We start from the raw sequence: 15,291 nt of genomic DNA on the forward strand, positions 1-15,291 counted from the left end.
GACCCCAGATGAGATTGACCGACATATCGCTGAACTGGCTGCTTCCGGGCGCCGTGCTGCTCCTGGGCATGCTGGCGGCGGTGGCGGTGCTGGCGCGCGGCAAGCGTTCCCCGGGGAAGGACGCGGGCGCGGACGACTCGTGGGAGCGCATGGAGGAGCGCCGCCGTCGCAAGGAGGCCCTCTACGGCACCTTCTCCTACGTCCTGCTCTTCTGCTGTGCCGCGGTCGCCGCGGCGCTCTCCTTCCACGGTCTGGTCGGCTTCGGCGAGCAGAACCTCGGCCTGAGCGACGGCTGGCAGTACCTGGTCCCGTTCGGGCTCGACGGTGCGGCGATGTTCTGCTCCGTCCTCGCGGTGCGCGAGGCCAGCCACGGCGACGCGGCGCTCGGCTCGCGGATACTCGTGTGGGCCTTCGCGTTCGCCGCGGCCTGGTTCAACTGGGTGCACGCGCCGCGCGGTCTGGGGCACGCGGGTGCCCCGCACTTCTTCGCGGGCATGTCCCTCTCGGCTGCGGTGCTCTTCGACCGGGCCCTGAAGCAGACCCGCCGGGCCGCGCTGCGCGAGCAGGGCCTGGTGCCCCGCCCGCTGCCGCAGATCCGCATGGTCCGCTGGCTGCGCGCTCCCCGGGAGACGTACCGCGCCTGGTCGTTGATGCTCCTGGAGGGGGTGCGCAGTCTGGACGAGGCCGTCGAGGAGGTACGCGACGACCGGCGTCAGAAGGAGGAGAAGAAGCTGCGGCGGCGCGAGCAGGAGCGGCTGGAGCGGGCGCAGCTCAAGGCGATCAGCCGCGGGCACGGCCACCGCGGCTTCCCGGGCCGCGGCCGACAGGTCGAGGTCGAGGTGCAGCAGGTCGAGCGGGGCTCGGAACGCGCCACCGCGGAGCCTGCCATAGCGGCCCCGGAGCAGCTGCCCGCAGCGACCCGGCGTCCCTCCCTGCAGCCCGTGCGCAGCGGGGCTGAGCAGCCGGCCGTGGAGACCGTCGACCTCACCGCCGAGGACGACACCCAGGCCCTGCCCCGTCTGGACTCCCTGGAGCGCAAGCTCAAGGATCTGGAGCAGCAGTTCGGTTAGACCGGGGCGCGACGGGCGGGCCGACGGCCTGAGGCACCGGGGGTCGCCCCGGATCCTCAGGCCGCTTCCGTGTCCGCTTCCGCGCCCAGTTCGAACCAGACCGACTTGCCCACGTCGCAGGGGCGCACCCCCCAGTCGTCGGCGAGCGACTCGACCAGGACCAGTCCTCTGCCGTTGGTGCTCTCCTCCCGCGGGGCACGCGGACGGGGCTGCCGCCCCCGGCCCACGAAGTCCCGCACCTCGACCCGCAGGGCGCGCGGCCCGACCGTCGCGGTCAGGACGGCGCCCTCGTCGGTGTGCACGAGCGCGTTGGTCACCAACTCGCTGGTGAGCAGCTCCGCGACCTGTGACTGCCCGGGCCCGCCCCAGTGCCGCAGCAGCTCACGCAGGGCCCGCCGGGCCTCGGGCACCGCCCGCAGGTCCGCCCGGCCGAGCCGTCGCCTGAGCTGTGGTTCCGCCTGCTCCTTCATGTCCCCCGTCGGCGCGCTGATGTCGCTTCCCTCCGTCTGTCCCGCTCGGGTCGAACATCTTCACGGGGGAAGCCTTGCCCGTTCGGGCGCTCGGCAGTCATCCAGTTTCCGGACGATTGTCCGTTCGATCACGGCCGGGGCACGTTGCGCAGGTTGGAGCGGGCCATCTGGAGCATGCGTCCGACGCCGCCGTCCAGGACGATCTTCGAGGCGGACAGGGCGAATCCGGTGACCATGTCGGCGCTGATCTTCGGCGGGATGGACAGGGCGTTGGGGTCGGTGACGACGTCGACGAGGGCCGGGCCCTTGTGCTTGAACGCCGCCTTCAGCGCGCCCGCCAGGTCCTTGGGCTTCTCCACCCGTACACCGAAGGCGCCGCAGGCCTCGGCGACGGCGGCGAAGTCCGGGTTCTTGTTGGCCACGCCGTGCGAGGGCAGGCCGGCGACGAGCATCTCCAACTCGACCATGCCGAGCGAGGAGTTGTTGAAGAGCACGACCTTCACCGGGAGGTCGTGCTGGACCAGGGTGAGGAAGTCGCCCATCAGCATGGTGAAGCCGCCGTCGCCTGACATCGACACGACCTGTCGGCGCCGGTCGGTGAACTGGGCGCCGATCGCCATCGGCAGCGCGTTCGCCATGGAGCCGTGGGAGAAGGAACCGATGATGCGGCGACGACCGTTGGGCGAGATGTAGCGGGCGGCCCAGACGTTGCACATGCCGGTGTCGACGGTGAACACCGCGTCGTCGTCGGCCATCTCGTCCAGCATGGCGGCCACGTACTCGGGGTGGATCGGCACGTGCTTGTCGACCTTGCGGGTGTAGGCCTTGACGACGCCCTCCAGGGCGTCCGCGTGCTTCTTCAGCATCCGGTCGAGGAAGCGGCGGCTCTTCTTCTCCTTCACCCGCGGGATCAGGCAGCGCAGCGTCTCCCGCGCGTCGCCCCACACCGCGAGGTCCAGCTTGGAGCGCCGGCCCAGGCGCTCGGGCCGTACGTCGATCTGGGCGATCCGCACGTCGTCCGGCAGGAAGGCGTTGTACGGGAAGTCCGTGCCGATCAGGAGCAGCAGGTCGCACTCGTGGGTGGCCTCGTAGGCGGCGCCGTAGCCGAGCAGTCCGCTCATGCCGACGTCGTAGGGGTTGTCGTACTGGATGAACTCCTTGCCCCGCAGGGCGTGCCCCACCGGTGCCTTGAGCTTCCCGGCGAACTCCATCACCTCGGCGTGCGCGCCGGCGGTGCCGCTGCCGCAGAACAGGGTGACCTTGTCGGCGTCGTCGATCATCCGTACCAGCCGGTCGATCTCCTCGTCGCCGGGGCGGACGGTCGGCCGGGAGGTGACGAGGGCCGTCTCGGCGGCCTTCTCCGGGGCGGGCTCGTCCGCGATGTCGCCGGGCAGCGAGACGACGCTGACGCCGCCCTGGCCGACGGCGTGCTGGATGGCGGTCTGCAGCAGCCTCGGCATCTGCTTCGGGCTGGAGATCAGCTCGCTGTAGTGACTGCACTCGCGGAACAGCTGGTCGGGGTGGGTCTCCTGGAAGAAGCCCAGGCCGATCTCGCTGGAGGGGATCTGCGAGGCCAGGGCGAGGACGGGGGCCATCGAGCGGTGGGCGTCGTAGAGCCCGTTGATGAGGTGGAGGTTGCCGGGTCCGCAGGAGCCGGCGCACGCGGCCAGCTTCCCGGTGATCTGGGCCTCCGCTCCGGCGGCGAAGGCGGCTGTCTCCTCGTGCCGCACGTGCACCCATTCGATGCCGGAGTGGCGGCGCACGGCGTCCACCACCGGGTTGAGGCTGTCCCCCACGACTCCGTAGAGGCGCTCGACCCCGGCGCGGGCGAGGATGTCGACGAACTGTTCCGCGACGTTCTGTTTGGCCATGGGTCCAGCTATGCCACAGCGAGCGGCCTCACGCCTCCCAAACGGCGGCAGCCGTACGGTCGTCCGCGTACCCCTTGACCCGGACGCCGCTGTCGGCGAGGAACTCCCCCAGCCCGGGTGCCGGGCGGCCCGCCCATCTGCGCGCGAGGAGTTCGCCCAGCTCGGGCTCGCCGTGCAGCGGCTCGGCGAGCCCTGCGGTGCTCATCAGCAGCACGTCACCCGGGCGGGCGACGGAGGCCCGGAAACGGAAGGGCTCGCGGGGCGGTTCCGCGGGCGGCCCCCGGTGCGGGCCCGGGGCCGTGGTGATGCCGAGGTCCATGGTGAGCCGGTCGCCCTCGGGCGTCTCGCTCGGCACGTCCTCGGGCGGGCTGCCGGGCGTACTCCCGGGCGGACTTCCGAACGGGTCCCTGGGCGCGGAGCCGAAGCCGAGGACGGGCTCACCGGTGACCTCGCCGACGGCCGGTTCCATGTCCTGCCAGGCGCCGTCGCGCAGCCGGAGCAGTCCGCCCGCGCCGACGCCGAAGAACACCCGGGTGCGGCACTCGGGGTCGGCCGGCAGCAGCAGGCAGCGCAGGGTGGCCGCGTACTCGTGCGGGGCGAGGCCCTGTTCGGCGGCGCCGGCGCGGAGCCGGCCGAGGCTGCGGTCGGTGAGCCGGTGCAGACCGGACTTCAGGTCGCCGCGCCGGGCGGCCCGCAGGTCCTCGACGAGCCGGGCGTGGCTGCGGCCCACGGCCCGGCCGATCCACCGGCACGCCTCGGCCGCCGCCCGGTGCGCGCCGGCCGTGGCGCGGGCACCCGTCGCCATCGCCACCAGGACCAGCGCCTGCTCGCCCGCGCCGAACCGGGCGACGAGCAGCGCGTCGCGCCGGGGCTCGCCCCGGTACCGCGCGGAGTCCCCGCGCACGGAGACGGCCCGCAGGGTGCACGTCCCGTACCGGGCGCCCTCCAGCACGGTGTCCGGGACCAGCCCGTCGAGGCCGTCGGGTTCGGCGGGCGGCAACGCGGTGGGCTCGGCGTCGTAGGTGGGCGGCCGGGCGCCGACGTACCCGCGGTCGGTGCCGTCGGGGGCGTCTTCGGACCACGGCTCGGACAGCGAGGGGAGGAACGGCGGCGGGAGCGGGGGCAGGTCGGACGCGCTGCGGGGAGGCGGGACGGCGGCGGGGGGCTCGGAGAGGTCGGCGGGACCGGTGCCCGAGGTGGTGAGCGCACGCGGGACACCGCCGCGCCCCCGGCCGCCGGGTGCCGGGGGCTGGGCGGGCGGCTGTGCCGGGGGCGGGGGCGGGGGCGCTGCGGCGCCGGACGCCTGCGGGGCCGCAGCGGGCGGGCTGCTACGGGGCCGCTCGGGCTCCGGAGGGGTGGTGCCGGGCCGCTCGGGACCCGGCGGAACGGTGGGCTGCTCGGGACCCGGCGGAACGGTCGGCCGCTCGGGACCCGGCGGAACGGTCGGCCGCTCGGGACCCGGCGGAACGGTCGGCCGCTCGGGACCCGGCGATATGGTGGCGGGCCGCTCGCCCTCCGGCGGTGCGACGCCCTGCCACTGGGCGTCCGACGGGAAGTCCGCCGGGCCGGTCGGTGTCGCGGGCGAGGACTCCGGCGGAATCGCCTGCCGTGGCCCCGGGGCGTCCGCCGGGGCCGCGCTGCGGGGGCCGGGGACGCCCGGAGGGCCCGACGGGTCCCACCACGGGGCCCCGGGCGCGGGCGAGGTGGGGGCCGACGAGGGCGCGGCCGCCGGGTTCGCGGTGCCGGGGCCGGGCCGGCCGCCCACCGTGCCGGACGCCGAGGCGAAGCGGTCGTCGAGGGAATCGGGTGCCGCCGTGGGGCCGGTGTCGCCGGTGGAGTCGTCGTACAGCTGCCCCCACCAGTCGTCCTCAGGCCCCGTGGGGCCCGTGGGGCCCGTGGGGCCTGTGGGGCCTGTGGGGCCTGTGGGGCCCGTGGGGCCCGTGGGGCCCGTGGGGCCCGTGGGACCGGTGGGCCTTCCCCCCTGCTGGCTCATGCTCCTGATTGTCCACCGCGGAAGCCGGATGGAAACGGGGCATCGCGAAATTCGGGCGGCCCGGAGCCGGCCGGGCGGCGTGTCGGGGGACGGGTCGAACAGTCCTCCGAGGTGAGCGTGGCCGAGCGGCCCCACCCCCCACGGGAGGACCGCTCGGCGACGCCACCTTGGCAGAGTGACCCGTGGTACCGCGATGATGTGCGAAGGCGGGTTTACGCCGTGGCCGTTTTCCGCCATGGACCTCCCCGTCGCTGATGATGATCATGGTTCTCCGGGGAGGGGCGACGCTTGATGCTGGGAGTGCTGGGGCTGGAGGACACGCAGGAGGCGGCGTACCGGGCGCTGGTGTCGGTGGGCGCGGCCGACGTGCCCGACCTGGCGCGGCGGCTGGAGCTCGGCGAGCAGGACACGGAGCGCGCGCTGCGGCGGCTGGAGCAGAACGGGCTCGCCGCCCAGTCCTCGGCCCGCCCGGGTCGCTGGGTCGCGGCCCCGCCGGGCGTCGCGCTGGGCGCCCTGCTCACCCAGCAGCGGCACGAGCTGGAGCGGGCGGAGCTGGCGGCCGCGCTCCTCGCGGAGGAGTACCGGGCGGCGGCGGCCGAGCCCGCCGTGCACGACCTGGTGGAGGTGGTGACCGGCGCCGCGGCCGTCGCCCGGCGCTTCCTCCAGCTCCAGCTCGGCGCCACCGAGGAGGTGTGCGCGCTGGTCACCGACCGGCCGGTCGCCGTGACCGGCATGGAGAACGACGCGGAGGAGCAGGCCACGGGACGCGGGGTCCGCTACCGCGTGGTGGTCGAGCGGTCGGTCCTCGACCTGCCGACCGGCATCACCGAGCTGACCGCCGCACTGGGCCGGGACGAGCAGGTCCGCGTCGTGGACCGGGTGCCGACCAAGCTGATCGTCGCCGACCGGTCCCTCGCCCTGGTGCCGCTCACCGCGCGCTCCTCGGAGCCCGCCGCGCTGGTCGTGCACGCCAGCGGCCTGCTGGAGCTGCTGTCCGGCCTGTTCGAGGTGGTGTGGCGGGACGCGCTCCCGCTGCGTCTCGGCACGTCCGGTGTGACCGAGCACGGCCCGGACGGCCCCGACGGCACCGACCTGGAGATCCTCTCCCTGCTCCTCGCCGGGCTGACCGACGCGAGCGTCGCCAAACAGCTCGACCTGGGCCTGCGGACCGTGCAGCGACGCGTGAAGCGCCTGATGGAGCTGACCGGGGTGACCACCCGGCTCCAGCTGGGCTGGCACGCCTACGAGAGGGACTGGGTGGCCCGGAAGCCCTGAGGCGCCCCTCCCCCGCGCCCGGACTTCTGCGGACCGCGCCGGACTCCGGCACCCTGGACAGATGGGAGCGTGGGACCTCCTGCTGACCGGCCTGGTCATCCTGCTCGGGCTGTGCGGCGTCCTGCTGCCCGGCGTGCCCGGGGCGTGGCTGGTGTGGGCCGGGGTCCTGTGGTGGGCGCTGAAGGATCCGCAGCCGCGCGCGTGGGCCGTCCTCGTCGGCGCCACGCTCGTCCTGCTGCTGTCGCGGGCGGTGCGCTGGGCGCTGCCGACCCGCAGGAGACGCCGGGACGCGGCGATGCGCCGGCTGACGGCGTACGCGGGCGCGGGCGCCGTGCTCGGTTTCGTGCTCGTCCCCGTGCTCGGCGCGGCCCCCGGCTTCCTGGGCGGCATCTACCTCGCCGAGCGGTTGCGGCTGGGGCGGCACGGCGAGGCGATGGCGTCGCTGCGCACGGCGATGCGCCAGGGCGGCGCCGACCTGCTGACTGAGCTGTTCGCGTGCCTGCTGATCACCGGGGCGTGGCTGGGAGCGGTGCTGGCCGGCTGAGCGGGGCGCCCTCCAGCGCCAGCAGCCGCGTCTTGCGGTCCAGGCCGCCCGCGTACCCGGTCAGGGAGCCGTCGGCGCCGATCACACGGTGGCAGGGGCGCAGGATCAGCAGCGGGTTGGCGCCGATCGCGCCGCCTACCGCGCGGACCGCGGGGCGCGAGGCCCCGATGCGTGCGGCGATCTCGCCGTACGTCGTCGTCGCCCCGTAGGGCACGTCGTCCAGGGCGGCCCACACCCGCTCGCGGAAGGCGGTGCCCTCGGCGCGCAGCGGCAGCCGGAACCCGGTCAGCTCCCCGGCGAAGTAGGCGCCGAGCTGCTCCTCGGCCGCCCGGAACGGCCCGGCGTCGGGCCGCCAGCCGTCGAGGACGCTCCGGCCGCCCTTCTGCCCGGGCACGGACAGGGACGTGAGCGCCCCGTCGTGCCCGGCGGTGAGCAGCAGCCGCCCGACGGGACTGTCGATCTCGTGCCAGTAGGTGACGGTGGTCATCGGTCGTTCTCCCACTCTCCTGCTGCGCGCAGGTGGTTCAGTGCGTACGAGCGCCATGGGCGCCAGGCGTCGGGGACGGTGAGCCCGGGCGGGGCCACGTCGGGATCGCCGAGGGCGCGGGTGCGCACGACGGCGACGGTACGGGCGTCCAGGCCGGGCACGGCCAGCAGGGCGCGCTCCGCCTCGTCCCGGTCGGCGCCCGGGTCCAGGCGGACGGTGCCGTCGGCGAGGGCGGCGGCCAGCGGACCGGCGGGGCCGTCGGGGGCGTCCCCGGCGAGGGCGGCCGGTTCGGGGAAGAGGTGGGTGAGGGTGCCGCAGGGCGCGTCGAGCACCTTGCCGTACCGCTGGACGAGCCGCTCGGCCTCCGCGCGCCCCACCAGGGTACGGACCGCGAGTTCGTCGGGGTCGGCACTGCCCGGTGAGCGCAGCCCGGGGCGGGCGGCGACCAGCGGGGCGAGCCGGGGGTCGGCGCCGAGCCGCTCGTCGACGGCGTACGGGTCGGCGTCGAGGTCGAACAGCCGCCGCAGCCGCTGTACGGAGGTGGTCAGGTCGCGCAGGTCGGTGAGGTGGAGGCGGGCGTCCAGCCAGCCGCCGCCGGTGCCGGGCCGCTCCGGCCGTTCCCGGACGGCGACGATCCCGGTGCCGTACGGCAGGCGCAGGGTGCGCCGGTAGACGCGGTGGCCGTCCTCGCCGCTCACCTCCTCGACGCCGGCGACGGCCTCCCGCTGGAGCAGGTCGAAGACCGGGCCGGGCTGGTAGGGGCCCCGGTGGGCGAGGCGCAGCGGGATGCCCGCGGAGGGGGTGGCCGTGTGCCGGGCGGTCCGGTCGCGGGCCGGGGCCGCGGCGCGCAGCTCGGTCGGGGTGGACGCGTACACGGCCCTGATCGTGTCGTTGAACTGCCGCACGCTGGCGAACCCGGAGGCGAAGGCGATCTCGGTGACCGGCAGGCCGGTGGTCTGCAGCAGGACCCGCGCGGTGTGTGCCCGCTGGGCGCGGGCGAGCGCCACGGGTCCGGCGCCCACCTCGGCGGTGAGCTGGCGCTGCACCTGGCGGGCGCTGTAGCCGAGACGTCCGGCGAGTCCGGCGACGCCCTCGCGGTCGACGACACCGTCACCGATGAGCCGCATGGCGCGGCCGACGACGTCGGCGCGGACGTTCCAGTCGGCGGAGCCCGGCACGGCGTCGGGACGGCACCGCCGGCAGGCCCGGAAACCCGAGCCCTGCGCGGCGGCGGCCGTCGCGAAGAACCGCACGTTGTGCCGTCTCGGCGTGATGGCGGGACAGCTGGGCCGGCAGTAGATGCCGGTCGTCTCGACGGCGAAGAAGAACGCGCCGTCGAACCGGGCGTCCCGGCTCCGCACGGCCTCGTACCTGCCGTCGTCGCGTGTCTTCTCGTACTCCGCCGTTCCCTTCATGCGATCCAGTCTCCGCCAGTCCGCGGATGCGGGCTGGCGGAAATCGGACATCGCGTCGCGGCGTCCGGCGGGCTACCGCGGGCCGCCCCTCTTGGCCTCCATCGCCGCCTTGCCGAGGGCGCCCCGGCGCTTCCACTCCTTGCGGATCTCGGCCCGCAGCCGGGCGTCGGTCTTGGCCACGATGCGCTGGTTCTCCCGCAGGAGCTTGCGGTAGCTCTCCAGGCGCCGCACGGACAGCTCACCGTCGTCGAGTGCCGCGAGAACGGCGCAGCCCGGCTCGCTCTCGTGGGCGCAGTCGTGGAACCGGCAGTTCTCGGCCAGCTCCTCGATCTCGGCGAACACCTGCCCGACCCCGCTGCTCGCGTCGAAGAGCCCGACCCCGCGCAGCCCGGGGGTGTCGATCAGCACGCCCCCGCCGGGCAGGGCGAGGAGGTTGCGGGTGGTGGTGGTGTGCCGGCCCTTGCCGTCGACGTCGCGGATGGCCTGGACGCCCATGACGTCCTCGCCGAGCAGCGCGTTGGCGAGGGTGGACTTGCCGGCGCCGGACTGACCGAGCAGCACCGCGGTGCCGCCGGAGACGACGGCGGCGAGCACGTCGAGCCCTTCGCCCTGCTCGGCGCTGACGGACAGCACCGGCACGCCGGGCGCGGCGGTCTCCACGTCCTGGACGAGGTGGGCCAGGGTCACCGGGTCGGGGACGAGGTCGGCCTTGGTGAGGACGACCAGGGGCTGCGCCCCGGACTCCCAGGCGAGCGCGAGGAACCGCTCGATCCGGGCGAGGTCCAGCTCGGCGGCGAGCGACACCGCGACGATCGCGTGGTCGACGTTGGCCGCGAGGATCTGCCCCTCGGACCGCTTGGAGGAGGTGGAGCGGACGAAGGCGGTACGGCGCGGCAGATACGTCCGGACGTAACGCGGGGTGCCGCCCTCGGGGTCCACGGCGACCCAGTCGCCGGTGCAGACGACGCGCAGCGGGTCGTTGGGGGTGACGAACGCGGTGTCGGCCCGCAGCAGGCCGTCCGCGGTGACGACGTCGCACTGCCCGCGGTCGACGCGGACGACCCGGCCGGGCAGCAGTCCGCCGGCGGCGTGCGGCGCGAAGGCGTCGGCCCAGTCCTCGTCCCAGCCGAGGGGGGCGAGGGCGGAGCGGGTGTGCGAAGCGGAGGTGGAAGACGTGGAAGACGTGGAAGACAAGGGGTGACCCTTCAGGGTGCGGCCCCGGCGCCGGATCTCAGGGAGTGGCTGAGGTCAGCCGGTGGCCAAGGAGGTGGACTCGATGGACTCCTGGATGCGGGCAGCGCCCGCCACAGTGACAGCCATGGGTCGACACCTCCTCTGAAGTACCCCTGTGGCGACGGCCGCTGAGGACCGCCGCTCGGACATCGGTCACCTTAGACGCGGCCGCCGGGGCGACACCACCGATTAATCACGGGAGCGCGCCACCGGGGACCGCGGGACCGCCCGTTCACACCTCCACGGGTGCGTCCGCCGGCAGGCTGTCCATGAAGGAGCTGACCGAGAAGACCGCGTTGCCGGCGCCGGGAGGGCCGTAGCCGGGGGGCGACGAGAGGCCGAAGTCGTCCATGGTCTGGCGGTAGGCCTGGAGCAGGCGGATGTGGTACTCCAGCGGGGCGCCGTCGGGGTTGGTCTTGCCCAGCGGGGTGGTGGGCTCGGGGCACCAGGTGGTGAAGCGGGGCGTGATGCCGTGCGACATGAAGAAGCGCAGGCCCTCGGTGGTGGACTCGATCGCCTCGTCGACGGTCTTGAAGCCGAAGGGCTCGGCCATCTCGACGCCGGCGACGAAGTTGGGGATGACGTTGCGCGCGCCGAAGACCTCGGTGGAGTCGAGGATGCGCTTGTGCCACTCGTCGCGGCCGACGTAGCGCTCCTTGCCGGGGCAGTACATCTTGAACAGGTACTCGTCCCACACCTCGAAGTTGGGGTGGTAGATCTGCACGCCGTAGTCCTTGAAGCGCTGGACGTCCGGCTTGGGCAGGGCCTGGGCGACGACCTTGCCGATCCAGCGGCCGGGGAAGTGCTCCTCGATGGCCTTGGCGTACCGCCCGTAGAAGTCGGCCTCGTCCAGCCCCTGGACCTTCGTCGTGATCGCGCCGCCGGTGAGGGTGTACGCGGTGGAGATCTTCGCGGTGTCGTACTTGTCGATGATCTCCAGCGCCTCGAGGACCTCGTCGACGTCCTTGACGCCCGTGTACGGCCGTCCGGCCGCCTTGTGCTGGCGCCAGTTGTGGTTGATGTCGCAGTACTGGCACTCCTCCTTGGCGCCGAAGTACTGGCAGACGCGGAACGCGGTCAGGTAGATCAGGTAGCCCCACTGGATGGTCGGGGCCACCTCCATGACCGACTTCCCGTTGGAGAGCTTGTGCCGGTAGTACTCCGGCATGGGCGGCACGCCGACGTCGGAGATGCGCCTGCCGTCGAGGTAGAGGCCGAGCTGGCCCTGCTCGTCGGCGGCGACCCGGTAGGGCGACGACGGGTTCACGCGGACCGAGACGACGGTGCGGCGCAGGTCGTAGGGGCCGCCGGTGAGGATGATCTCCTCGGGCGGGCGGCGCAGCGCGGCCTCGCCCAGCTCGGGCAGGGTGCCGTGGTCGAAGGAGAAGATGAAGTACGACTTCGGCTTGACCTCGCCGTCCTCGTTGTCACTGAGCGCGGAGGGGTCGAAGGCGACGCCGCCGCGCAGCAGGTCCTCCTTGAAGACGGCCTCGCGCGGTACGTTCGGGAACCGCTCCATAAGATCCTCGACCAGCGCGGTACGGCTGTCCATCCCGTGTCTCCTCCCAGCTCCGGCGTTCGACTTCTCACGGTATGCCCCCGGGGCAGCGGCTTCCCGCCCGGGTCCCCCTCCAGGCGCGCCGGGTAGGTTTCCGCGCTATGAGCGACATCACGGTGACCAACTGGGCCGGCAACATCACCTACACCGCCGAGGAGCTGCTGCGGCCGCGCTCCCTGGACGCGCTGCGGGCCCTGGTGGCGGGAAGCGGCCGCGTGCGGGTGCTGGGCAGCGGGCACTCCTTCAACGAGATCGCCGAGCCGGGCGCCGGGGGCGTCCTGCTGTCCCTGGCGGACCTGCCGCCCGAGGTGGACGTGGACGCCGCGGCCCGTACGGTGCGGGTCGGCGGCGGTGTCCGGTACGCCGAGCTGGCCCGGTCGGTGCACGCGCGGGGCCTCGCGCTGCCGAACATGGCGTCGTTGCCGCACATCTCGGTCGCCGGTTCGGTGGCGACCGGCACCCACGGCTCCGGGGTGGGCAACGCTCCGCTGGCTTCGGTGGTGCGCGAGGTGGAGCTGGTCACCGCCGACGGTGCGACGGTGACCGTCGCGCGGGGCGAGGAGCGGTTCGGCGGCGCGGTGACCTCGCTCGGCGCGCTGGGCGTGGTGACCGCGCTCACCCTCGACCTGGAGCCGGCCTACGAGGTCGAGCAGCACGTCTTCACCGAACTGCCGCTGGCCGGCCTGGACACGGCGACGTTCGAGACGGTGATGGCCGCGGCGTACAGCGTGAGCCTGTTCACCGACTGGCGGGCGCCCGGCTTCCGGCAGGTGTGGCTCAAGCGGCGCACCGACCGGCCGCTGCCCGGCTTCCCGTACGCGGCGCCGGCCACCGAGAAGATGCACCCGGTGCCCGGCATGCCCGCGGTCAACTGCACGGAGCAGTTCGGGGTGCCGGGGCCCTGGCACGAGCGGCTGCCGCACTTCCGCGCGGAGTTCACGCCCAGCAGCGGTGCCGAGCTGCAGTCGGAGTACCTGATGCCCCGGGAGCACGCCCTGGCCGCCCTGCACGCGGTGGACGCGATACGCGAGGTGATCGCGCCGGTGCTGCAGACCTGCGAGATCCGCACGGTCGCCGCCGACGAGCAGTGGCTGAGCCCCGCCTACGGCCGGGACTCCGTGGCCGCGCACTTCACCTGGGTCGAGGACACGGCGACGGTGCTGCCGGTGGTGCGCCGCCTCGAGGAGGCGCTCGCCCCGTTCGCGGCCCGCCCGCACTGGGGGAAGGTGTTCACGACCCCGGCGGAGCGGCTGGGCGCGCTCTACCCGCGGCTGGCCGACTTCCGGGCGCTGACCGGAGCGCTGGACCCGGCGGGGAAGTTCACCAACGCGTTCGTGCGCGGGGTGCTGGCGGGCTGACGACCGGGAGCCGACGGCAGCGGCGGGGCGGGCGGAACGGCCCGGTGGCCGGCTGCCGCAGCGGAACGGGCGGGAGGGGCTCGGGCCTGGCATTAGGGTGGTGCCCGAAGAGGGCGGGTTGCGGAAGGTGGTCCCATGCCCCGAGCCGGTCTCACGACCGACCGTGTCGTCGCGGCCGCCGCCGACCTGGCCGACGAGGACGGGTTCGAGAACGTCACCGTCTCCGCGCTGGCCCGGCGCCTCGGGGTGAAGGACGCGAGTCTGTACGCGCACGTGCGGGGCCTGCGGGACCTGCGGGAGCGGATGGCGCTGCTGGCGGGCGGGGAGCTGATCGAGGAGATCGCGGCCGCGGTCGCCGGACGGGCGGGCCGGGAGGCCCTGACCGCCTTCGCGGGCGCCTACCGCTCCTACGCCCTGCGTCACCGGGGCCGGTACGCCGCCACCCAGATCCGCATCGACCAGGCCCTCGTCGCCGGCTCCCCCGCGCTGCGCCGCACCGCCGAGATCACCTACGGCATGCTGCGCGCCTACGGCCTGGCCGAACCGGACCTCACCGACGCGGTACGCCTGCTGCGCTCCACCTTCCACGGGTACTGCGTGCTGGAGGCCTCCGGCGGCTTCGGCGCCCCGCGCGACGTACAGGCGTCCTGGGACAAGGCGGTCGACGCCCTGCACGTGGCGCTGGAGAACTGGCCCCGGGACGACGGGGGTTCGGGCGCCGGCTAGGTCAGCCCCCGCACCTCGTCGTACGTGGGTGCCGGGCCGCCCGGGTCGCGGCCCGCCCGGACGCCGGCGGCCGTCTCCAGGGCGGCGCCCAGCGCCCGCCGGTAGAGCAGCGAACCGAGGCTGACGCGGCGCACGCCGAGGTCGGCGAGGTGCGCGAGGGTGGGGCCGCCCGGCGTGTACAGGACGTTGAGGGGCACGTCGAGGCGGGCGGTGAGGGCCGCGATGAGTGCGTGGTCGGTGAGCCCGGGGACGAAGACGCCGTCGGCGCCGGCCTCGCGGTAGGCGTCCAGGCGCCGCAGGGTCGCGGTCCAGTCGCCGTCGCCCGACCAGTACGTGTCGGTACGGGCGTTGACGAACAGGCCGGGGGCCGCCGACCGGACCGCGGCGATCTTCGCGGCGTGCCGGTCGGCCGGTCCCAGGGCGTCCTCCAGGTTGATCCCGACGGCGCCGACCGCCGCCAGCTGCCGGGCGAACTCGCCCACCTCGTCCGGATCGTCGCTGAAGCCGTCCTCCGCGTCGACCGAGAGCAGGAAGGGGGCCGAGCCGAGGGTGAGGGCCAGCCGCAGCGTCTCGTCGCGGGTCGCCGACGCGCCGTCGGGCCGCCCGGCCGCCGCCGCGACACCGAGGCTGGTGGTGCCGACGGCCGCGAAGCCGTGCCCGGCGAGGGCGAACGCCGAGGCGTGGTCCCAGGCGCACGGCAGGAGCAGGGGATCGCCGGGTCGGTGGAGTGCGGCGAAGGCGCTCACGAGAGGTCCCCCACCGCGTCGGCGTAGTACGCGGACTCCGCCAGATGGACGGCGAGTTCACGGAAGGTCCAGCCTTCGCCGGGCGAGTGGTCGAGCCGGTCGTCGGTGAGCGCGTCGAGGCGGTTGGCCCAGATCCGGGCGAGGCGGGTGAGGCGGCTGCGGGCCTCGTCGAGGTCCTCGGCGGTGAAGGGGGCGCGGTCCGCGTCCGTGGTGATGACGGAGGCGTGCCAGTGGTCGGGCTGCGGCTCCTCCCCCGCCGACCTGGCCTCCAGTTCCGCGAGATGGTCGATCATGTGGTCGGCGACCCGGCGGATCGCCTTGTGCGGGGTGTAGACGCGGCCGTCGACGTGTGCGGGCCGCCCGTCCCAGTGGGTCCAGGTGGCGGCCAGGGCGAGAACGTGGTCGACCATGCCGGTGACGGCGGCGGCGGGTGCGAGGGTGCTGGCGGCGGTTGGCGTGTCGTTCATGTCCCGCACGCTAGGGGCCGGTCGGTTCGGTGCGGACCGAAGTGTTCCGGACGAACGCGGGTATCCGACCGGCATCGT

General features: G+C 74.3%; 14 protein-coding genes. 5 read left to right on the forward strand and 9 right to left on the reverse strand.

Going from position 1 to position 15,291, the window contains the following annotated elements:
* Positions 1-8: 8 nt before the first annotated feature.
* A complete protein-coding gene (locus EV562_RS09230) occupies positions 9-1,070 on the forward strand; it encodes a DUF2637 domain-containing protein (protein ID WP_133886222.1) in 1,062 nt (353 codons plus the stop codon).
* A gap of 56 nt (positions 1,071-1,126) precedes the next feature.
* Here the strand turns inward: EV562_RS09230 and EV562_RS09235 are convergent, their stop codons facing one another.
* The 3 genes from EV562_RS09235 to EV562_RS09245 form a co-directional block, all read right to left on the reverse strand.
* Entirely contained in the window at positions 1,127-1,540 is a 414-nt protein-coding gene (locus tag EV562_RS09235; RefSeq protein ID WP_133886223.1) for an ATP-binding protein, read from the reverse strand.
* Between the two features lie 128 nt (positions 1,541-1,668).
* A complete protein-coding gene (locus EV562_RS09240) occupies positions 1,669-3,411 on the reverse strand; it encodes a pyruvate dehydrogenase (RefSeq protein WP_133886224.1) in 1,743 nt (580 codons plus the stop codon).
* A gap of 28 nt (positions 3,412-3,439) precedes the next feature.
* On the reverse strand, positions 3,440-5,404 hold the full coding sequence (locus tag EV562_RS09245; protein WP_279588479.1) for a protein phosphatase 2C domain-containing protein: 1,965 nt from the start codon (positions 5,402-5,404) through the stop codon (positions 3,440-3,442).
* A 291-nt stretch (positions 5,405-5,695) separates the two neighbouring features.
* On the opposite strand from EV562_RS09245, the gene EV562_RS09250 reads away from it, so the two are divergent.
* Together EV562_RS09250 and EV562_RS09255 are read left to right on the forward strand one after the other, a co-directional pair.
* On the forward strand, positions 5,696-6,679 hold the full coding sequence (locus EV562_RS09250) for a LuxR family transcriptional regulator (protein ID WP_133886225.1): 984 nt from the start codon (positions 5,696-5,698) through the stop codon (positions 6,677-6,679).
* A gap of 61 nt (positions 6,680-6,740) precedes the next feature.
* Positions 6,741-7,223 carry a DUF456 domain-containing protein gene (locus EV562_RS09255; RefSeq protein WP_133886226.1) on the forward strand — a complete coding sequence of 161 codons (483 nt, stop codon included), beginning with the start codon at positions 6,741-6,743 and terminating at the stop codon, positions 7,221-7,223.
* Here the strand turns inward: EV562_RS09255 and EV562_RS09260 are convergent.
* The 4 genes from EV562_RS09260 to EV562_RS09275 form a co-directional block, all read right to left on the reverse strand.
* Entirely contained in the window at positions 7,186-7,710 is a 525-nt protein-coding gene (locus tag EV562_RS09260; protein ID WP_133886227.1) for a methylated-DNA--[protein]-cysteine S-methyltransferase, read from the reverse strand. The two genes, EV562_RS09255 and EV562_RS09260, sit on opposite strands and share 38 nt — an antisense overlap.
* Positions 7,707-9,125, reverse strand: a complete 1,419-nt coding sequence (locus EV562_RS09265; protein ID WP_133886228.1) for a DNA-3-methyladenine glycosylase 2 family protein — start codon at positions 9,123-9,125, stop codon at positions 7,707-7,709. The genes EV562_RS09260 and EV562_RS09265 overlap by 4 nt, the downstream gene beginning before the upstream one ends.
* Positions 9,126-9,197: 72 nt before the next feature.
* Positions 9,198-10,319: a ribosome small subunit-dependent GTPase A gene (gene rsgA / locus EV562_RS09270; protein WP_133886229.1), complete on the reverse strand. Its 1,122-nt coding sequence runs from the start codon at positions 10,317-10,319 to the stop codon at positions 9,198-9,200.
* 271 nt (positions 10,320-10,590) lie between these two features.
* Positions 10,591-11,910 (reverse strand): radical SAM protein, encoded by a 1,320-nt coding sequence (locus tag EV562_RS09275; protein WP_133886230.1) that lies wholly within the window; start codon positions 11,908-11,910, stop codon positions 10,591-10,593.
* 107 nt (positions 11,911-12,017) lie between these two features.
* Between EV562_RS09275 and EV562_RS09280 the strand changes: the two genes are divergently transcribed.
* Complete coding sequence (locus EV562_RS09280) at positions 12,018-13,274, forward strand: FAD-binding protein (protein WP_133886231.1); 1,257 nt, start codon at positions 12,018-12,020, stop codon at positions 13,272-13,274.
* Positions 13,275-13,409: 135 nt separating this feature from the next.
* Positions 13,410-14,000 carry a TetR/AcrR family transcriptional regulator gene (locus tag EV562_RS09285; protein ID WP_133886232.1) on the forward strand — a complete coding sequence of 197 codons (591 nt, stop codon included), beginning with the start codon at positions 13,410-13,412 and terminating at the stop codon, positions 13,998-14,000.
* On the opposite strand, the gene EV562_RS09290 is transcribed toward EV562_RS09285, so the two are convergent.
* Entirely contained in the window at positions 13,997-14,746 is a 750-nt protein-coding gene (locus EV562_RS09290) for an isocitrate lyase/phosphoenolpyruvate mutase family protein (protein WP_133886233.1), read from the reverse strand. The two genes, EV562_RS09285 and EV562_RS09290, sit on opposite strands and share 4 nt — an antisense overlap.
* On the reverse strand, positions 14,743-15,213 hold the full coding sequence (locus EV562_RS09295; RefSeq protein ID WP_166661685.1) for a hypothetical protein: 471 nt from the start codon (positions 15,211-15,213) through the stop codon (positions 14,743-14,745). The genes EV562_RS09290 and EV562_RS09295 overlap by 4 nt, the downstream gene beginning before the upstream one ends.
* Positions 15,214-15,291: the final 78 nt, after the last annotated feature.

It is taken from the genome of Streptomyces sp. BK208, assembly GCF_004364245.1.
In the GTDB taxonomy this organism is placed as follows: domain Bacteria; phylum Actinomycetota; class Actinomycetes; order Streptomycetales; family Streptomycetaceae; genus Streptomyces.

What these genes read in the sequence shown, in the direction of transcription:
- EV562_RS09230 (WP_133886222.1), top strand. Translation starts at nt 9, where the DNA reads ATGAGATTGACCGACATATCGCTGAACTGGCTGCTTCCGGGCGCCGTG.
- EV562_RS09235 (WP_133886223.1), bottom strand. Translation starts at nt 1,540, where the DNA reads ATGAAGGAGCAGGCGGAACCACAGCTCAGGCGACGGCTCGGCCGGGCG.
- EV562_RS09240 (WP_133886224.1), bottom strand. Translation starts at nt 3,411, where the DNA reads ATGGCCAAACAGAACGTCGCGGAACAGTTCGTCGACATCCTCGCCCGC.
- EV562_RS09245 (WP_279588479.1), bottom strand. Translation starts at nt 5,404, where the DNA reads ATGAGCCAGCAGGGGGGAAGGCCCACCGGTCCCACGGGCCCCACGGGC.
- EV562_RS09250 (WP_133886225.1), top strand. Translation starts at nt 5,696, where the DNA reads ATGCTGGGAGTGCTGGGGCTGGAGGACACGCAGGAGGCGGCGTACCGG.
- EV562_RS09255 (WP_133886226.1), top strand. Translation starts at nt 6,741, where the DNA reads ATGGGAGCGTGGGACCTCCTGCTGACCGGCCTGGTCATCCTGCTCGGG.
- EV562_RS09260 (WP_133886227.1), bottom strand. Translation starts at nt 7,710, where the DNA reads ATGACCACCGTCACCTACTGGCACGAGATCGACAGTCCCGTCGGGCGG.
- EV562_RS09265 (WP_133886228.1), bottom strand. Translation starts at nt 9,125, where the DNA reads ATGAAGGGAACGGCGGAGTACGAGAAGACACGCGACGACGGCAGGTAC.
- EV562_RS09275 (WP_133886230.1), bottom strand. Translation starts at nt 11,910, where the DNA reads ATGGACAGCCGTACCGCGCTGGTCGAGGATCTTATGGAGCGGTTCCCG.
- EV562_RS09280 (WP_133886231.1), top strand. Translation starts at nt 12,018, where the DNA reads ATGAGCGACATCACGGTGACCAACTGGGCCGGCAACATCACCTACACC.
- EV562_RS09285 (WP_133886232.1), top strand. Translation starts at nt 13,410, where the DNA reads ATGCCCCGAGCCGGTCTCACGACCGACCGTGTCGTCGCGGCCGCCGCC.
- EV562_RS09295 (WP_166661685.1), bottom strand. Translation starts at nt 15,213, where the DNA reads ATGAACGACACGCCAACCGCCGCCAGCACCCTCGCACCCGCCGCCGCC.